This is a genomic window from Endozoicomonas sp. PH6C, from assembly GCF_059322965.1.
Genome location: NZ_CP185342.1, coordinates 6,035,611 through 6,054,534, shown reverse-complemented (window position 1 = coordinate 6,054,534; position 18,924 = coordinate 6,035,611). Strand labels below are relative to the sequence as shown.

The window sequence follows — 18,924 nt, the reverse complement described above, 5'->3', positions numbered from 1 at the left end:
TTAGTGGTAAGACCTTAAGGTGTGATTAAAGTTCCATTTTAACGATCTCGAAAAACTGATCATGACCAAACGGTTATCAGGTATCCAGTGACTCAGAGAGTGAATTCAAATTCACGCTGTTCAAAAACTCTTCGGCAATGGCTGTCAGCTCAGCGGATTTGAGTATCAGAGCGTTATTGACGTTGAGTGCCTGCCGCAGGTAGGCATCCTTAACAGAATTCTGAAACGTTAAAGAGCTATGAAAACTACACATCATGACTAACAGCTCTTCTGGTGAAGACGGATCATGAGCGCCATAGTAACGTTGATCCTCGCAGTCCCCGAAGAGAGCATCTCCCCAACAATAGGTTAAACAACCACCTTTCGAGTGTGTTACTGAATACAGGTATTGAATGAAAGCCTGCTCAATCATGGGCTTGGATTTGGTTTTTATATCATCCAGAAGCTTTTGGTCATCCCACGACACCCCATGGGGATTTAGTTTGATTTCTTCCAATAACGGTTTCAGGTAAGGGCTGTTATTGATTATTCGTTGATACAGGGAATCAACCTTTTCATCAAACACCGTATCGCCCCAGTGAGGTTGCCCCATGATAATCACTGGACGGTGGTTCGCCTTGCCTGAGGTTAGCTTCACAAACGCAGGATGATGCACCAGCATTCGTTCTATATTCGGAATGCCCTCAGGTTCGTCTGTCCAGGCGTTCTGTAGAGATGAGCTGACAATTTTATCTTCCAGAAATGCTGAAAAACCTTCATAACAATGAGTGATGGACAAGAAGGCATTACCATTTTTTTCCTGGTAGCGTTGATAAGCCATCCGCCACTTCTGGCTATTTTTTTTCAACGAAAATAACTGCTTATACAACTTTTTCAGGCAATGGGTGGCGCCGACCTGCAATTCATCTACACCTTCCAGACGCACCAAAAGGTCGTGATGTATATTGGCTCCCATAATCTTGCTATCGTAGTCCGGCACAGGATCCAGCCAACCCCATGCCATGGCTTTACGGGTCAATTGAAGAACCGAAGGCCTGCTCAGGTTACTTTTATGAAGTAGATAGACCATTGAAGCCAACCAATTGTAAGGGGTGGTGCCGACCTGAAGAATAATTTTTGAATGGAGTGACTTGAGTCGTTCACTGACCTGATCTTTATCACTGCTGGACAATATTTGATGGATTGCCTCCGATATGGGTTTAAATTTCAAATTGAAATGATCAAACTCTTCTTTCTCCAGTGACTCGATCACTGAGACACCCATGGAAAAAGCGGATAAACTTTTTTCCTTAAAAAGGTTATTTAATAATTCGGGAATACCTGGATTGCTTTCTGGCAAAGCATCGTCTGTCTCAAGGGTTTTTTTCATTTCCTCAAGACTCATTCCAGAGGCTGCAGCCAACGTATGCTGTTGTGCTAAGTCAGCTCCTTTCAGCAGATTCTTAATCTTCTTTGATGCAGTGCTGGCATTACGGACTTTCCTGGTGAGCTGGAATTGAGGAGTGATTTCTTTTGGCCGTATTGGTGCTCCGCCTAAATCCACTGACTCCCAGGTTTGGCGTTCATCTAATGAGTACTCGGCAAAGCAGTGGATACGGTTATTAATTTGCCGACATGGAATCCCGAAATAACGACAAAAAGCAATAAAAACAGGCACACGATGACGGCAGCTACCTTGCCGCTGTGTTACGAGGAATGCAAAGAAATTTTTAGCACTCTCTGGTTGAGACGCACCGGAAAACTGTCGGCAATACTCAGTGATTGCCTCAATACGTTGCCTGGTGTCTCCAGCATTTTCTATTGACCGCAAAGGCTCCTGTATTTCGATTGGTTGTTGTTCAATGCTCTTAAACAGTTTCTCCAGTACAGTAATCATACCTTCTGAACAGTGGGTGTCTAACCATGTTTCTAACCATGTTGATTGTTCTGGCCGGGCTTCTTTTCTACCCGGTTCTCTGGGTTCTACGATATAAGCAAATTGAATACTCTGTTCAGCATTGATCCTGGAAACAGGCATCTTGGAAACAAACATCTTGGAAACAAACAATGTATGTAGCCCGTTATATCGGTCTCTGATCAGGGTATATGGCAAATCGGGTTCTATACGAAGGGCTACGATATGATCGTCGGGCGTCAGGCTGGGCAATGCAAACTGGCCATTTTTCGATGACCAGGTAAAGGTCGCCAGCGTTTGCTTGCTGGTTAATGTCACTTCCTTGTCAGGCCCCGGTAACCGCGCAGGTATGAGGGTTTCGACCCCCAGAATGTGTATACCATCAAGACTGATTTGTTTGATATTACCCTCAGCAGTCACGTAAGTATCCACTGCCCGCCAGCGGTACATCGCAGGAGAATGGTAGCGCGTATTAAAAACCTCATGAACGTCAACTTTTGGTTTCTCCTGACATTCATAGTTTGTTATCTGGTCCAGTGCCTTAGCCTTTTTCTCGAGGACTTCTGGATTGTATTTTTCAGAATTGTCCATCCAATGGTTTGGCAGATCACTTATCTGATGCCAGAACGCAGGCCACCATTGAACTTCATCAGCTTTCCATGCCGCTATCTGCTTATCAGCCTCGCGCAGATAAGGCTGGCAAGCCGGCATTTTCAGAGTTTGCTCCTCTTCTTTCGTCAGGGGAAATATAAGATTAGCTTTCACGCCCGTCCGGCCAAACTCACGATCAAACCAGCTTTGCTGCCAGTGTCGGTACAGTGCCCTGGTGAGAATATCGTCCGACTTGTCTGGCTCCAGGGAAAAACCGGATGCCAGCCATTTTGCCTCAGCCACCATCCCGATAATTTCTGTTTTGGCTTCGGCTTCATTCAGATTGGCCTCAATACTTATTTCATGGCGCTCTTCATCAATGCTTTTGTGATCACAGTTTCGTATCAACCAGGGGCGATTAATTCCCTTTACTGTTTGATTGAACCAACTGCAAAGTTCAGCAGCAGGTTCTCCTTTACCTATGGTCAGAGTCGATGGCTCTGGCAGTTTCTCCAGCGACAGGTCTGCTGCCATCAGATAAAGCCGATAGTGCTGATTGAGGCATTGATGAACGGCTTTTTCGCTAAAATCGCCAGCACTGTTGATAGCCCTGGCAACATTCTGTAAATCAAGGCTGGTCGGTTGCAATGGCAGTTTTTTGAGTTGCAGGTAAGCCCTTAAACGACAATGTTTTTCTGTTAGAATCTTGGCGGCGAATGTCCCTTGTGAGGACTCTGGCAACACTTTTTCGGCAATGGTCTGTAATTCGGTCGCGTTGTACTGCCGGATGGGCAAATGCCGGAAACGCCCTTTCAGCGCCGGTGATAAGGGTTTTCGCCCGCTATACTCAGGCGGGTTGATAGTGGCAAACAGGTGGAAACCCGGATGGGCGTCACCGGCCAGAATATCGTTTAACTCACCTTCCAGATGCTGGCTGTCGATCAGGTTCATTTCCGAAATCACCACGATGCCGCCTTCAATTTTGGCCTTCTGGATCTTTTCACACACTTTGTCCCAGGAACAATCGCAGGCATTCAGGTAAAAGACTTCCGGCATGGACTCTCTCTGTCGCCTGGCCTCCTGTCTGACACTTTCAATCACCAGGTCCAGCGTGGCATCTTTACCCCGTCCAGCCGGACCTTCAATCAGTGTTGCCTGACGACCGCCGTGTTTTCTGTCGTGATGATAAGCCTGCTGACTGCGGCTTAAATCCTGCCCAAGCCACTGCGCCAGTTCACGAACTGCCGATCCGGAGGTATCAAAGTCTGGTCGGATTTTTTTGCTGACTGTACTGAAGGTCTGCTGCATATCCAGCAGGGTCTTGTTATGAACTCTGTCGCTCAGGGTGCTCTCCGGTTGGTAACGGGCAGCGAACCAGATTTCCAGTGCTGACAGGCCATCCTGATGAGCCTCGGTGATTTCAGGCCCCAGTACATCCCGAAAACTATGTTGGATCAAACTGTTTATTTGCTCACAGGTCACACTGCCGCGAGCGGGTAGGGCACGATCCAGATACCAACCCACCCAACTGCAGATATCGGTTAGATCCCTGGGGGTAAACTCATGCCCGGGCAACAGCTCCTGATAATATTGCCAGAGTGCCATCACACTGTTGGTGGCACTGTGTGCAATGTCGTTTATTTGCTGCTCCGGCAGATACCGTTGTAACTGATTGACCAGAGCCGGTTCCACCACCCTGTCCCGAAGGAATGCCCGGTCCAGGCGTGGGTAGTAAACTCTGGGCAGTTTCTCTTTCAGGGCCGGGTCCATTTGGCGCCCGGCGTATTGACCCCCGTTACCGGTAAGAATTACCCGGTGTTTGGGGCCGACCCTGACAGGATGACCATTCACATAAATACAGGGTTTCGATTCCCATAAGCCATTCAATGAAGCCAGCAATCCGGTCTGGGCCAGGTTGGCTTCATCCAGAACCAGAGTGACATAGTGTCCGTCTTTGTCGGATTCGGTATTGGCCCATTCCATCAACGCCCGGTTTTGCAGGACCATAGAGCGGTCGCCATCGGCGTGCTCTTGCCACTGCCAACGTTTCATCAGGGTCTGTTCGCTATCAGAAGGTCCAAGGGAAAGTACCGACGCCTGTCCTGAAGCTTTCGCCATTCTGGCAGAAAAGTAACTTTTCCCGGTGCCGGTTTTTCCCTTCAGGAAGAGCACGGGAGAATCTGCGAGTCGATCATGGAGTCGGGATAATCGGCGACTTTCACGATCCTTCTGACTCATCAAACCGTGATAAAGATCCCGCGCCAGTGCTGACAGGGGCGAACTGGCAGAACCCTGCCATTTCAGTGATTCAGCCAATTGGTGTTCTATGCGTTCAATGCCTTCTGCCTGAGAATTCGCTGCTCTGGCCCTATGAAAACAATGAGTGGCCAGAGCGTGAACGGCGTCGAACCGGGTCTGCCCGGATGGCAAAAGTAATCGCCAGCCACAAGTCAGTGCATCTTGCAAACGCTTAATCTGTCTTGATGGCCTGATGGCTAATAGTGAGTAGGGCACTGTTGATTCCAGATCGACTTGCAACTGATAGGCTATGGCATCTCGTCGTTTTTCAGGTGCATGGGCCGTGATCATGGCACAGAGCCTGTTCAGAAATTCTTCTGCGCCAGACTCCGGAAGTGGACTTTCGTAGGACAACTTTAATTTTTCATTAAATAATCCCACGTCAAAAGCTCTGGCCAGTTGCCAGAGGTTCTCTATCACAAACCTTCTATCCACCCACAAGGCACTGTTGATGATGGCAGTTAACCGATCCGGATCTACCCAGGCGGCTTGACCCTCGTCCGGCTTGTTATGGGCATCTGGCGTCTTATCCGGTAACAAGAGCCAACAAGCCACTTTCATAAAATCCCGCACTGGCGGACATTGCCGGGTGCTGTGGGTGATGACGCTATTGATAGCCTTGCGCCAGTGGCAGGGCCGCATTTGTGGAGACTGGTCAACCTGTTGTGCCTGCCGGGCAGCCAGTATCAGGTTATTCAACAACCCTTCGGTCATTTCAGGCAGAGGGTTACAAAGGTCGGCAGGTACGGTTTCAAATGCTTCATAAAGTGAGTAGAGCGCTTGTTCTGGCAGCTCGGCCCGGGGGATACCCTGCCTTAGAACATTGATGTCCCAGACACCAACCTCTGGACAGGGGTTACTCGTGTCAACCATGGAGTTAACTATTGAAGATCGACTTCTTGCAGACCTGGGCCAGAGTATTGTGACATGGGCTTGTGGGTACGCCTGTAATTGGCCATTCACTAACAAAGGTTCGCCAACAAACAGGGGCTCCAGAAGCTGCTGAAGCGTTGGATTACTCTCCAGTCCCAAGAATACAACAGGCTTGCCAGTGGTCAATGCCTTCTGCAACGCACTTTGACTGCGTCCAAAATGTGCCTTTTGTTCCGAGGTGATATGGATATTATCAAAGAGTTGGCTAAAGCCGGTCTGTTCACTGACCCGAATAACCAAAGGTGCTTCCTGCTGATTATTTATCCAATAACTTGCCTCGACATGTTGCTGATAAGTGACAGTATCAAAAGCTGCGTGATCTCTGACATTTTTCTGTAGCTGACGGTTCTTGAACAGAGATTGCTCATGGCCTTCTGCCAATCCCAGGGATTTTGGCTGCCGTCTTGAATGAGCCACCAGCAGTTGGGGGGGCAGGCCTGTCCTCTCGCGAATAGTCTGCAATGAACCCAGCAAACGAAACCAATGTGCCTCAGTGAGGGGAGACGTTACGGTGACTGTCCCCCCCGCCTGAACCTGCTCCAACAGGCAGGTGTTAGGGACTGCATAGCCTTCCGGGGCAATGGCAATAGGGCTCAGCCATTCCGTGATATTACCGCAGTTAATGATGATCAGGTTTTCGGGTACCTGCTCTTTATCAAATCCTTTTTCACCTTCTTTCTCACCTTCTTTGTCAGAAGAGTGAGACAGACTTTGGAACATTGAATAAAGCTCGTCATTCCCCAGCGGCATCCGGTAAAACTGAACATCATCGGGTATCTGACAGATCTTCCCATTGCTCTCAAAGAACTGTTGCGCCAGCATCTGTCGAATCGTCTGTTCAAAAGCCAGGTCCTTCCAATTGGCCCCTTTCAGAATCACCCGCTGTCCGGCCCTCAGAGATTCAAGCCTGCCGGCGATGTGCCGGATTCGCCCCTGTTGATCCACACCGGGGCCGCCCAGAAGTAACTGTCGCCAGTGACTGTGCAAGTGGCAGTCAATAAGAACCGTATTCTTGTCATCCATGGCGCTTTCAGAGCAGGGCAGTTCAGTCAATACCGGGGAAACTTTGTCAATTTTCATCGATGGATCATTGCCGGTCTTTGTGTCGAACTGCCAGGTATTTTCGGGTCGATTAATTCGCCGCCAGAAATCAGCGCCCGGAGCATTGGTCCCCGAGGCGTCATCACGCTGGCCAACCAATGCCAGCTGTCTGTGATCTGCCACGACCAGCAGAGCAACATGTTCTCCCAGAGGGCGCTTTTTCTGGCTGACTTTGTCGTAAAGACAGGGGTTAGCCGGGTCCAGTAGATCGTTAAATTTTGGCAACTCCTCGCTGGTGAGCTTTCGAATATCGATCACCAGAGTGAGTGGCTGGGAACCTTCAAACAGCTTGCCTGAACCCAGAACCTGGCGGCCATCGTCGAAAATGCTCAACCGGCTCACCAGATTAGCCTGTGAAAGGTCATCGGGATGGGAAATAAGGGTAACATCCCGATGTTCATCGCAGGTTTGGGTAACTAAAAGTCGTCGAACCTCATCATCACTGGCGACAAAACGAAAATCGAAGGCATGGGAAGCCTTTTGCAGCGAGGAATCCGTCAAGGATACGGTTCTCGCTTTCTCTGGCTTCATCATTTGAGTTGACGATATATTGAGTTGCTCATTGAGACCAGAGCAGATGGCTATTATCTTTGAAGATGAATCAACCAGCTTTTTTGTTTTCTTGGCTGGCGCGCTAATTTCGCTAATTTTTAGAGCATTGGCATCAGTTTTTCTATCAATAGGATAACCATCCATAGTCAAACTCCCTCCTGTCAAATTAAGGACTGCATCGAAATTGTTATATCATTCGACCTTCAGACAGGATGAGAGTTCAAAAAAATTGAAAAAAAAGACACCCAAAACAAAAAAAAAGACACCCAAAGCAAAAAAAAGAGACACCCATAAAAATGAAATGAAAAAAAGAAACACGAAAAAAAAGACACCCATTAAATAAATAAGACATTTAAAAACTGCATTCCCAAAAAAGGATCTAAAAACCCATCTTCGAATAACCTATCAGCGAGCCATACCCCGCTGTGTCAGGATAGTTGTCCCGCTCACTGATTAACCAATAAAAGCTAGACAGTGGGCGATGGACGTTGAATATGCCTCGTTTTTCAGAGGAACGTAAATCAGCTGTTTTGAAAAAACTGTTACCACCACACAATCGCTCTGTGCCGGATGTTGCCAGAGAGGAAGGTATCAGCGAACAAACCCTGTATAATTGGCGTAAAAAACTACGGGACAAAGGATTACCTGTGCCAGGGAACGAACAAAAATCAGAACAATGGTCTGCTGAAAGCAAGTTTGCCGTGGTCGTCGAAACCGCTGCTTTGTCAGAAACAGAGTTAAGTGAATACTGCCGTAAAAAAGGGCTTTATCCTCAACAAGTCAAGGAGTGGAAGCACGCTTGTATTTCAGGTGCTGTTCAGGCTTCTCAGCGTGCAGACCAGGAAAGCAAGCAATTAAAACAAGAGCGTAAGCGCAATCAGAGCCTTGAAAAAGAGCTTCGCCGTAAAGACAAGGCGTTGGCAGAAGCTGCAGCCCTGCTGGTGCTATCAAAAAAGCTCGATGCCTTCTACGGGATAGACAGCGAGGACAACTGACACCTGTCGATAAGCGCCGCCAACTGCTGACATGGTTTGATGAGGCTATAGCAAACGGCGCTTCTCGCTGGAAGGCTGCTGAACAATTGGAAATATCCCTGAAAACACTGAATCGCTGGCGCGATGACAATGGTGCAGTGTTAACGGACAAACGCCCGGATGCCTTGCGCCCGGTACCCTCTAACAAACTGACTGAGGAAGAGGAGCAACGTATTCTGACTATCAGTAATGAAGATGAGTATGCGAGCCTGCCACCATCGCAGATCGTGCCAGCCCTTGCAGACAAGGGAGTATACGTTGCTTCTGAATCTAGCTTTTACCGTGTGTTGAAAAAGTATGGTCAGTTGCACCACCGCGGTCGTTCAAGAAAGCGATCGAAAAGCAACAAGCCGACAACCTATGTTGCTACTGGCCCTAACCAGGTCTGGTGTTGGGACATCAGTTACATACCTTCCAGGGTACGCGGCCAGTTCTGGTACCTCTACCTGATACTGGACGTTTACAGTCGTAAGATTGTTGGTTGGGAGATTCATAGCCGTGAGTCTGGTGAGTTAGCCAGTGAACTGATTAACCGGACAATGGTGGCTGAAAAATGCACTAAAACACCGCTTGTACTGCACTCAGACAATGGGGCTCCAATGACGTCGAGTACCTTTAAGGCCAAGCTTGAGGAATTGGGCATTATTCCCTCTCATAGTCGCCCAAGGGTGAGTAATGATAACGCATTTGCAGAATCGATCTTTAAAACGGTGAAGTACTGTCCTCAGTGGCCATCTCAAGGTTTTCTGACGTTAGAACACAGTCGACAGTGGATGCTGAAGTTTGAGCGCTTTTATAACAATGAACACCGCCATAGCTCAATCCGCTTTGTGACACCTGCGCAACGGCATGAGAAAAGAGATCAGGAAATCCTGAATCACCGGAAACAGGTGTATACCAAAGCGCGAGAAGCTAATCCAACGCGCTGGTCAGGAGTTATCAGAAACTGGGAGCCTGTAGGTGCGGTTGCACTGAATCCTGAGCGGTTGTCTGAAGCAAGAATTAACGAGAAAAAGGCAGCCTAAAATTCAGTTTTCGGGACAACTATCTTGAAAAACTCCGATACAGAAGCATCCCACGAAAAGAGGCTGCTCAGGCCATGATTCAGACAACACAAAACTATTCCGACTTAAAGTCGAGGAGAGATAAAGAGAAAGTATTTAATTTCTTAACTGCCTTCTGCACTAACCTGTCAGGTACAAACGACTACAGACATTTAAACCTCGAAGCCACTTCTGTCCCGCTTCAAGTGCATAAGCCTTCATCGCCTCCAGACGGCCAACTGCCCGATAAAAACGATTATTCCATTGCATGGTTTTCATCCACTCATCCGGATCAATTTCCAGTCTTTCAAGAATACGAGGGATATGCGACGGGATGGAACCTTTCTTATCTGTTCTGACAATGCGACCACTCCAGTCAACCAGTTCCAGATAGTCGTGAAGAAGGTAGGGAAGGGCAACGTCCGTATTCTGGCCCTGCGAACAAAAAGGTTTCAGGGTCAGCGGCTGCTTTTTAGTCTCAGAATGTGTAACCTGCTCCACGCGTTCCTGAATCGACGTGTAGTCTGATGCTTCCGGTGTTTCCACCTTTCCAGCCCGAATCGGATTCAAGTCAACATAGGTCATGCAGGTCAGTAACGCTGCTTCGTCCAGCAATGCCTGGCTTTTAAAGCGTCCTTCCCAGAAGCGTCCTTTACACTCGTCTTCTTTATTGGCCTCACGAGCAAGATGTTCATTCAGGCAGCGCATAAACCAGCTGATATCCGTTAAACGACGCCGGTATTCCTCAGCATATTCATCGATACGGGCCAACTCAGCGCTGCCCAGTTTGTCAGCGGCCAGATGCCTTTGCACCAGAAGCGGGCCTGCGAACAAGGTCGTCCAACGATGAAGCACTTCATTCCGTGACCAGCCTCTGGCAGATGACTGATTGATGTGCAAAACCACATGATAATGATTCGACATGACAGCGTAAGCGCAAACTTCGATAGCAAAGACTGAAACCAGTTCCTGAAGTTTATCCACCACCCATTGGCGGCGATGCTCGTAATTCTTGCCAGTCAGGTGGTTCTCTCCGCAGAGGTAAGCCTGACGAACACATCTTGCCATACAGTGGTAATAAGGCGTTGAGCCGGGGTCAATCAGAGTATTGCGAGCTTGGGCCATGAACTCACCTGTCTGGGTAAAAAATCAGTGATGGGTGAAAAAGTAGACCAGGTGGATGGGAAAGCAAATTTATGGGTGTCTTTTTTTCTTTTTTTTCTTTTTTCTTAAACAAATTTATGGGTGTCTTTTCTTCTTTTCTTCTTTTTTTCTTTTTTCTTGGGTGTCTTTTTTTTTTGTGGGTGTCTTTTTTTCTTTTTTTTCTTTTCTTTTTTTTTCTTTTTTTCTTTATCAGGTCTCTAATGACTCATAAAGCGAGATCAAATTCACGCTGCTCAAAAATTCTTTGGCGATGGCTGCCAGCATACCGGGTTTGAGCACCAGAGCATTACTGACGTTGAGTGCTTGCCTTAAGTAGGCATCTTTAAACCTGTGCTCACATTCGCGAGAGCTATCAATTTCAGACATCATGGCGTATAGCTCTTTTGGTGAGGATGGAGCATGAGTGCCATAGTTGTCGCTCTCCTGAGTCTCAGACCCTATGCGAGCTTCGGCCCAACAATACATTAAGCTACTGCCTTTCGAGTGTGTTACTCCATACAGGTAATGACAGAAGGCCTGTTGTATCGCTTTCTTGCATTTGTCTTTTAAATGATTCAAAAGTTCTTTGTCCTTTGATGACGAAGTAAGGGTCTTTAAACTAAGGGTGTAATTATTCAGGAGTTCATTCCGTTTTTTCTTATATTCCTCTTTTTGAGCCTGAGATTGTGTATTGCCCCCAGCTTCCCTGAATGCTTTGTCCAATGCTCGCAAGTTATGGGCGCATTGATCGCTGTTTACATGATTTTTATTGATTCTTTCCAATACCGCCTTCAAATCGGGGGTGTTCTTGATTTTTAGTTGAAACAGGGCTTCGATTTTTTCATTACTCACACTGTCTTGCCAGGAAGGTTGCCCCAGGATAATTACCGGACGGTGGTTTGTCTGCCCTGAGATGAACTTCGAAAATGCGGGTTGTTGCGCCAGCATTCGTTCTATATCAGGAACTCCCTCAGGTTGTTCCGTCCAGGCACTTTTTACAGATTGACTGGCAATGTTCTCTTCAAGCAGTCGCGAAAACCCGCCATGCCGATGTTCGACGAACATGACATCACCTTCTCTCTCCAGGAAGTCTTTATAAGCTAACTGCCATACCTGGTTATTTTTTTCCCTGGACAAAAATTCCTGATACCACTTTTTCAGGCAACGGGTGGCTTTAACCTTCAGTGCATCGATTTTTTGCAGACGCACCAACAGATCGTGATGTTCATGAGCCCCCACCATATCGGTCGGCAGTGGATCCAGCCAACCCAATGTCAGTGCTTCATGGGCAAGGCGAATAGTCGAACTATTTATACAAGGGAATTTCAGTATATCCACTATTGCACTCAACCACTTTTGTGGGCTTACTCCGGCCTGATCAATCAATTTTGAATGGAGTGACTTGAGTGGTTCAGTGACCTGATCTTCATGCCTGAAGATCAATAATTCTTTTACTACTTCTGACACAGGTTTAGTGTTATGCCTATCGCCGCGAATAATATGACTGGGAGGCAGATCCTCGTGACCAGTCCAAAGACTATTAATGAGAGATTTATCGTCGTAGTCGAACCAAGGCTTACTATCGGGAAATCCATTCTTGCGATTGGGGTGAGTCTCACTACTGAGCAATTCATGCTTGACATCGCTCAATTCTTTTGTATCCAGCGACTCAATCATTGCGACGCCCAATGAAAAACTGGCTAAATCTTTTCGCCTCCAAAGTTCCTTAAGTACTTCGAGAGTGTCTAGTTGGGATACCGGCAATGTAGTGTCTTGCTCAAGGGCTTTGCTCAATTCCTCAGGGCTCAAACCAATGGCTTGAGCCAGAGCTGCCTTTTGTGCTAAATCAGCATCTTTCAGGATATCCTTGATTTTCTTCGACTGAGTGCCAGAACCACTGACCTGCTTGCGAGGCTGGAACTTGGACAGGATGTTTATATCCCGAGTAGGCGCCCCGCCCAAATCCGCTGACTCCCAGGTTTGGCCTCTATCTGCAGAAAACTCTGCAAAGGCATGGGTATAGCTTCTGATTTTCCGACATGGAATCCCAAAATAACGACAAAGAGCAACAAACACAGGCACACGATGACGACAGCGCCCCTGCCGTTGTGCTACCAGGAAGTGAAAGTAATTTTTCGTTTTTTTCGGCTCAGCCTTACCGGAAAACTGTTTACAATAGTCCCTGATCGCCATAATGCGTTGCCTTGTATTTTTGGCGTCTTTTATGTTCTGCAAAGGTATCTGTACTTCGGTTGGTTGCCCCTTAATGTTATCAAACACTTCCTTCAGTACGCTTCTCATCCCTTCTGAACAGCGGGTGTCAAAACGTGTTGATTGTGCGGGTCGGACTTCTTCAACAGGTGTTTTTTTGCCCGCTTTTCTGGATTCTACGATATAAGCCAATTCAATATTCTGGTTGTCTTTGGCTTCCGGAATAAACAGTGTGTGAAGCCCGGTATATCGATCCCTGAGCAGGGTATATGAAAAACCGGGTTTCATACGCAGGGCCACGATATAGTCTTTAGTCGTCAGGCTGGGCAATTTAAGCTGACCATTTTTTGATGGCCAGGTAAAAGTTGCCAGCGTTTGATCTCTGGCCAATATCACTTCCTGGTCAGGCTCTGGCAACCTTGCAGGTACGAGGACTTCGGCTCCCTGTACGTGTTGATCATTAATACTGATCTGTTTGACATTGCCCTCAGGAGACACATAAACATCCTCTGCCAACAGGCGCATCATTGCGGAAGGAAACTGCGTCGTATCAAAAATTTTATATTCCTTAACGGTTGGCCTTTCCTGGTTCTCATAATTCGTTTTCCGGTCCAACTTCGGAGCCTTTTCCAGGTGGGCCTCTGGAAGGTATTTTTCAGGAGTTTTATCAGCGCTGGCAGGCAAAGTTTTGTTAACAGGTTGTGGCTCACGGTTCGTTCTCTGATCCACTGCCGGAACCTGTTGCTCCTGAACTTTTGGCATGTTTTGTTCAGGCGTTTTATCAGAGCTGATAGTCGATACTTCATTAACGGGTTGTGGCTCACGGTTCGTTCTCTGATCCAGTGCCGAAGCCTGTTGCTCCCGAACTTTTGGCAAGTTTTGTTCAGGCGCTTTATAAGCGCTAACAGCTGGAGTTTCGTTAATAAAATCGTCTACAAAATGGTTCAGCAGACCACTGATTTGACGCCAGAATGCAGGCCACCATTGAACTTCACCGGCTTCCCATGCTTCTATCCGCTGATCAGCTGTCTGAAGATAAGGCTGGTTAATAGACAATTTCAGCGTTTGTGACTCTTCTTCCGTCAGGGGGAATAGGCTACTGGCGTCCACGCCCGACTGGCCAAACTGACGATCAAACCAGCATTGCTGCCAGTGTCGGTAAAGTGCCCGGGTGAGAATGTCGTCCGACTCGTCCGGCTTCAGGGAAAGACCGGATGCCTGCCATTCTGCCTGAGCTATCCCCTTGATGATTTCCGTTTTGGCTTCCTCCGGAGTCAGTTGGGTCTTAATACGAATTTCATGGTTTTTGTCATCAATACTGTTGCAATCACTTTTTCGTATCAGCCACGGACGACTAATGCCCGATACCATTTGATTGAACCAACGGCAAAGTCCGGAACTAAATTCACTTTTCTCCATGGCAAGAGCCGGTGACTCGTGCAGTTTCTCCAGTGATATATTGGCAGCCATCAGGTAAAGCCGGTAGTGCTGATTGAGGCATTGATGAACGGCTTTTTCGCTAAAATCGCCTCCTGCGAAGACGGCCCTGGCGACATTTTGTAAATCGAGGCTGGTCGGCTGCAATGGCAGTTTTCTGCCTTGCAGATGAGCCCTTAAAAGACAATGTTTTTCTGTTAGCTTTTTAGCGGCGGATGTCCCTTCTGAGGACTCTGGCAACACTTTCCCGGCGATGGTTTGTAATTCTGCCGGGTTGTATTGCCGGATGGGCAAATGTCGAAAACGCCCTTTCAGCGCCGGTGATAAGGGTTTTCGCCCGCTGTATTCTGGCGGGTTGATGGTGGCGAACAGGTGGAAGCCCGGATGGGCGTCACCGGCCAGAATATCGTTTAACTCACCTTCCAGATGTTGGCTGTCGATCAGGTTCATTTCTGAAATCACCACGATGCCGCCTTCCAGTTTTGCTTTCTGGATTACTTCACACAGTTGCTCCCAGGAACAATCACAGGCATTCAGTAGATGGACCTCTGGCATGGATTCTTGCCTTAGTCTGGCCTGCTGTTTGGCGCTTTCAATCACCAGGTTCAGCGTGGCATCCTTACCCCGTCCGGCCGGGCCTTCAATCAGGGTCGCCTGACGGCCGTCGTGTTTTATCTCGTGATGATAAGCCTGCTGACAGCGACTTAAATCCTGTCCAAGCTGTTGCGCCAGTTCAATGACTGCCGATCCGGAGGTATCAAACTCAGGTCGGTTTTTTTCGGTGTATTCCATGAAGGGCTGCTGTATATCATTCAGGTTCTGTGTACGAACTTTGTCGTTCAGGGTGTTGTCCAGTTGATAACGGGCAGCAAACCAGATTTCCAGTGCCAAAAGTGCATCCTGATGAGTCTCGGTGATTTCGGGACCCAGCACATCCCGAAAACTTTGCCGGATCAGACTGTTCACTTGCTTACAGCTAACACTGTCTCCTTTAGATAACCCACGGTCCAGATACCAGCCCACCCAACTGCAGATATCCGTTAAATCCCTGGGGGTAAACTCATGCTCGGGCAACAGTTCCTGATAGTACCGCCAAAGTGCCATCACACTCTCGGTGGCTTCATGTGCAATCTTGTTGATTTGGTCGTAGTCCTGCAGATGCCGCTGTAGCTGCCTGACCAGAGCCGGTTCCACTACTCTGTCCCGAAGGAAAGCCTGGTCCAGGCGGGGATAGTAAGCCCTGGACAGTTTCTCTTTCAGGGCCGGGTCGAGCTGGCGCCCGGCGTAATGATTCGGGTTACCGGTGAGAATCACCCGGTGTTTTGGGCCGACCTTGACAGGTTGACCGTCTATATAGATACAGGGTTCTGGTTCCCATAAGCCATTCAATGATGCCAGCAACCCTGCTTTGGCCAGGTTGGCTTCATCCAGTACCAGGGTGACATAGTGTCCGTCTTTGTCGGACGGGGTATTGGCCCATTCCATCAGAGCCCGGTTTTGCTGTGCCATAGAGCGATCGCCATCGGCGTACTTTTTCCAGTACCAGTGTTTCATCAGGGTCTGTTCGCTGTCGGAAGGTCCAAGGGAAATGACCGCAGCCTGTCCTGAGGCCTTTGCCATTTTGGCGGAAAAGTAGCTTTTCCCGGTGCCGGTTTCTCCCTCAAGGAATAGAACGGGAGAGTCCGTAAGCCGGTCATGGAGCCGGGATAATCGACGGATTTCACGATCCTCCTGACTCATCTCGCCGTGATAAAGATCCCGGGCCAGTGCTGACAATGGCCTATAAGCAGAACCCGGCTGTAGCGAATCGGACAGTCGATTTTCTATGCGTTCAATGCTTTCTGCGGGATTCTCTGTGACATATTCTCCTCTGGCAATGTGGAAACAATCGATGGCCAGGGCGTGAATGGCATCGGATCGGGTCTGCCCCGGTAGTAAAGGTAAGTGCCAGCCGCAAGCCAGTGCATCTTGCAAACGTTTAATCTGCCTTGCTGGCCTGATGGCCAACGATTGCCAGGGCTTTGCTGCCGCCGGACTTATTTCCAACTGATACGCTATGGCATCTCGTTGATGTTCGGGCACATGGGCCAGAATTATGGCAGAGAGCCTGTCGAGAACGTCTGCTTCACTCCACTCTGGAAATGGACTTTTATAGGACAGTCGTAATTCGTTACCTTTAAATACTGCCGGGTCAAAGGCTCTGGCCAGTGACCACAGGTTCTGTTCCACAAACACTCTATTCAATGGCAGGGCACTGTTGATGATGGCGTTTAACCGATCCGGGTCTACCGAGGCGGTTTGATCCTTATCCGGTTTCTCATCAGCATCCGGCGTCTTATCCGGTAACAACTGCCAGCAAGCCACTTTCATAAAATCACGCACGGACTGATGCTGGCGGGTGCCATGGGTGACGACGCTATCGATGGCCTTGCGCCAGTGGCGAGGTAAAAGCTGTGAGGCATGGTCAACCTGCTGTGCTCGTTGGGCTGCCAGTATCAGGTTATTCAACAACCCTTTGGTCATTTCAGGCAAAGGGTTACAAAGGCCGCCAGGGACGGTTTCAAACGCCTGGTAAAGTTGCTTAAGCGCTTGTTCTGGCAGTTCAGTCCGGGAGATACCATGCTTGCGGGCATTGATATCCCAGAGATCGACCTCGGGACACGGCTTACCCGCAGCAACCAGCGAACGAAATACTGGCGATGGGCTTATCGCAGACTCAGGCCAGAGCAGGGTGACATGAGCCCGGGGGTAGGCCTGTAATTGGCCATTGACCAGCAGAGGCTGACCCATCATCAGAGGTTCCAACAGCTGCGCCAGGGATGGATTTTGTTCGAGCCCCAGGAATGCCACTGGCTTGCCAGCAATTAATGCCTTCTGCAAGTCACTCTGGCGTCGTTCAAAATACGCCTTTTGTTCTGAGGTGATATAGAGATTATCAAATAGCTGACTTAAGCAAGTCTGTTCATTGACCCGGATGACCAGAGGTGCTCCCCGGTGATCATTGATCCATTGGCTTGCCTCGGCATGTTGCCGATAAGTGACTGCTTCAAAGGCATCATGATCTTTGATTTTTTTCTGTTGCTGATGGTTCCCGAACAAAGGGCGCTCATCTGTTTCTGTCAATCCCAGGGCTTCCGGCTGCTGTTTCCAGTGGGCTACCTGAAGTCGGGGCTTCAGGCCGGTGGTCGCGCGAATAGTCGCCAATGAGCCCAGCAAACGAAACCAGAGTGCCTCAGTGAGGGGCGAGGTTACAGTGACGACACCACCCGCTCGAACCTGTTCCAACAGACAGGTGTTAGGGACTGCATAGCCTTCCGGGGCAATGGCAATGGGGTTCAGCCATTGGGCAATATTACTCTGGTTAATAATGATCGGGCTTCCTGACGCGTTCTCTCTGTTGTCATCTTCTTTGACACCTTCTCTGGTAAGAGAGTGGGACAGACTTTGAAACAGTGAATGAAGCTCGTCATCCCCTACCGGCATCTGGTAAAACTGAACATCGTCGGGTAACGGACAGATCTTGCCATTGCTTTCAAAACACTTTTTCGCCAGCATTTGCCGAATCGTCTGTTCAAAGGCCAGATCACGGCAGTTGGCCCCTTTCAGAATCACCCGTTGTCCGGCTTTCAAACACTCAAGCCTGCCGGGGATGTGCCGGATTCGACCCTCTTGATCCACTCCGGGACCGCCCAGCAGCAACTGTCGCCAGTGACCGTGCAAATGGCAGTCAATTAAAACGGTATTGCCGTCTTCCATAGCACTTTCGGCAGAGGGGAGTTCAGTCAATACCGGAGGAACTTTATCGATATCCATCGATGAATCATTGGCGGTCTGTGCCTTGAACTGCCAGGTATTTCCCGGACGATTAATTCGCCGCCAGAAATCGGCACCCGGAGCGCCAACCGACCTCAACTGTTCAGGGTCTGCCAGGACCAATAGAGAAGCATGCCCGCCAAGGGGGCGTTTTTTCTGGCTGATTTTGTCATACAGACAGGGGTTATCCGGGTCCAGCAGATCGTTAAATTTGGGCAGTTCTTCGCTGGTGAGCTGTCGGATATCCATCACCAGAGTGAATGGCTGTGAACCTTCAAACAGCTTGCCCGAGCGCAAAGTATGACGACCCTCTTCGGAAATGCTCAGCCGACTCACCAGGTTAGCCTGTGAGAGGTCATCGGGGTGGGAAATAACAGTAACATCTTCATTACAGGTTCTGGCAGTCAAAAGCTGTCGAACTTCATCATCACTGGCGACAAAACGAAAATCGAAGGAATGAGTCGCCTTTGGCAGCGAGGAATTCGTTGAAGAGACGGTTCTGACTTTGTCAGGCACCGTCTCCAAAGATGGCGATCTTTTTAGTTTGGACCTTACTTCAGAGCAGCTTCTTACAGTCTTCTCTTGTTCTGATAATAAATCCAGCTTTGCTATCTTGGCTGCCACGCCATGCCCGCCATGATCAAGAAGGTTAGGATCCAGAGCGTGTTTTTTTGTACCTTCATCAATCTGACCATCCATAGTCAATCTCCTTACTGCGATCTGAAGAACCAAGTTGAAGTTGTTATATATTTTGACCTTAAGATTAAACGTAAGTTCCATTTAAATAGAGAGCCGCAACCATGGCAGATGCGACGGCCTCACCTGATTCAGTGCAGCCGAACAGCAGGCTGGGCAACCCTATAGAGGGGTAACA

4 protein-coding genes are annotated in these 18,924 nt (G+C 48.6%); 1 reads left to right on the top strand and 3 read right to left on the bottom strand.

Going from position 1 to position 18,924, the window contains the following annotated elements:
* Positions 1-76 precede the first annotated feature (76 nt).
* Entirely contained in the window at positions 77-7,513 is a 7,437-nt protein-coding gene (locus ACOMG9_RS21080) for an AAA family ATPase (protein ID WP_494529363.1), read from the bottom strand.
* A 350-nt stretch (positions 7,514-7,863) separates the two neighbouring features.
* On the opposite strand from ACOMG9_RS21080, the gene ACOMG9_RS21075 reads away from it, so the two are divergent.
* Positions 7,864-9,428 (top strand): IS3 family transposase gene (locus ACOMG9_RS21075; protein WP_448215008.1). Its coding sequence is split into 2 segments (ribosomal slippage): positions 7,864-8,317 and positions 8,317-9,428, totalling 1,566 coding nucleotides; the frame shifts between segments, so codons are not numbered across the junction.
* A 159-nt stretch (positions 9,429-9,587) separates the two neighbouring features.
* On the opposite strand, the gene ACOMG9_RS21070 is transcribed toward ACOMG9_RS21075, so the two are convergent.
* Both ACOMG9_RS21070 and ACOMG9_RS21065 read right to left on the bottom strand, forming a co-directional pair.
* Positions 9,588-10,571 carry a transposase gene (locus tag ACOMG9_RS21070; protein ID WP_448218342.1) on the bottom strand — a complete coding sequence of 328 codons (984 nt, stop codon included), beginning with the start codon at positions 10,569-10,571 and terminating at the stop codon, positions 9,588-9,590.
* Positions 10,572-10,799: 228 nt separating this feature from the next.
* Positions 10,800-18,749: an AAA family ATPase gene (locus ACOMG9_RS21065; RefSeq protein ID WP_494529362.1), complete on the bottom strand. Its 7,950-nt coding sequence runs from the start codon at positions 18,747-18,749 to the stop codon at positions 10,800-10,802.
* Between the last annotated feature and the right edge of the window lie 175 nt (positions 18,750-18,924).

Coding starts and splice junctions, on each gene's coding strand:
- ACOMG9_RS21080 (WP_494529363.1), bottom strand. CDS start 7,513: ATGGATGGTTATCCTATTGATAGAAAAACTGATGCCAATGCTCTAAAA.
- ACOMG9_RS21070 (WP_448218342.1), bottom strand. CDS start 10,571: ATGGCCCAAGCTCGCAATACTCTGATTGACCCCGGCTCAACGCCTTAT.
- ACOMG9_RS21065 (WP_494529362.1), bottom strand. CDS start 18,749: ATGGATGGTCAGATTGATGAAGGTACAAAAAAACACGCTCTGGATCCT.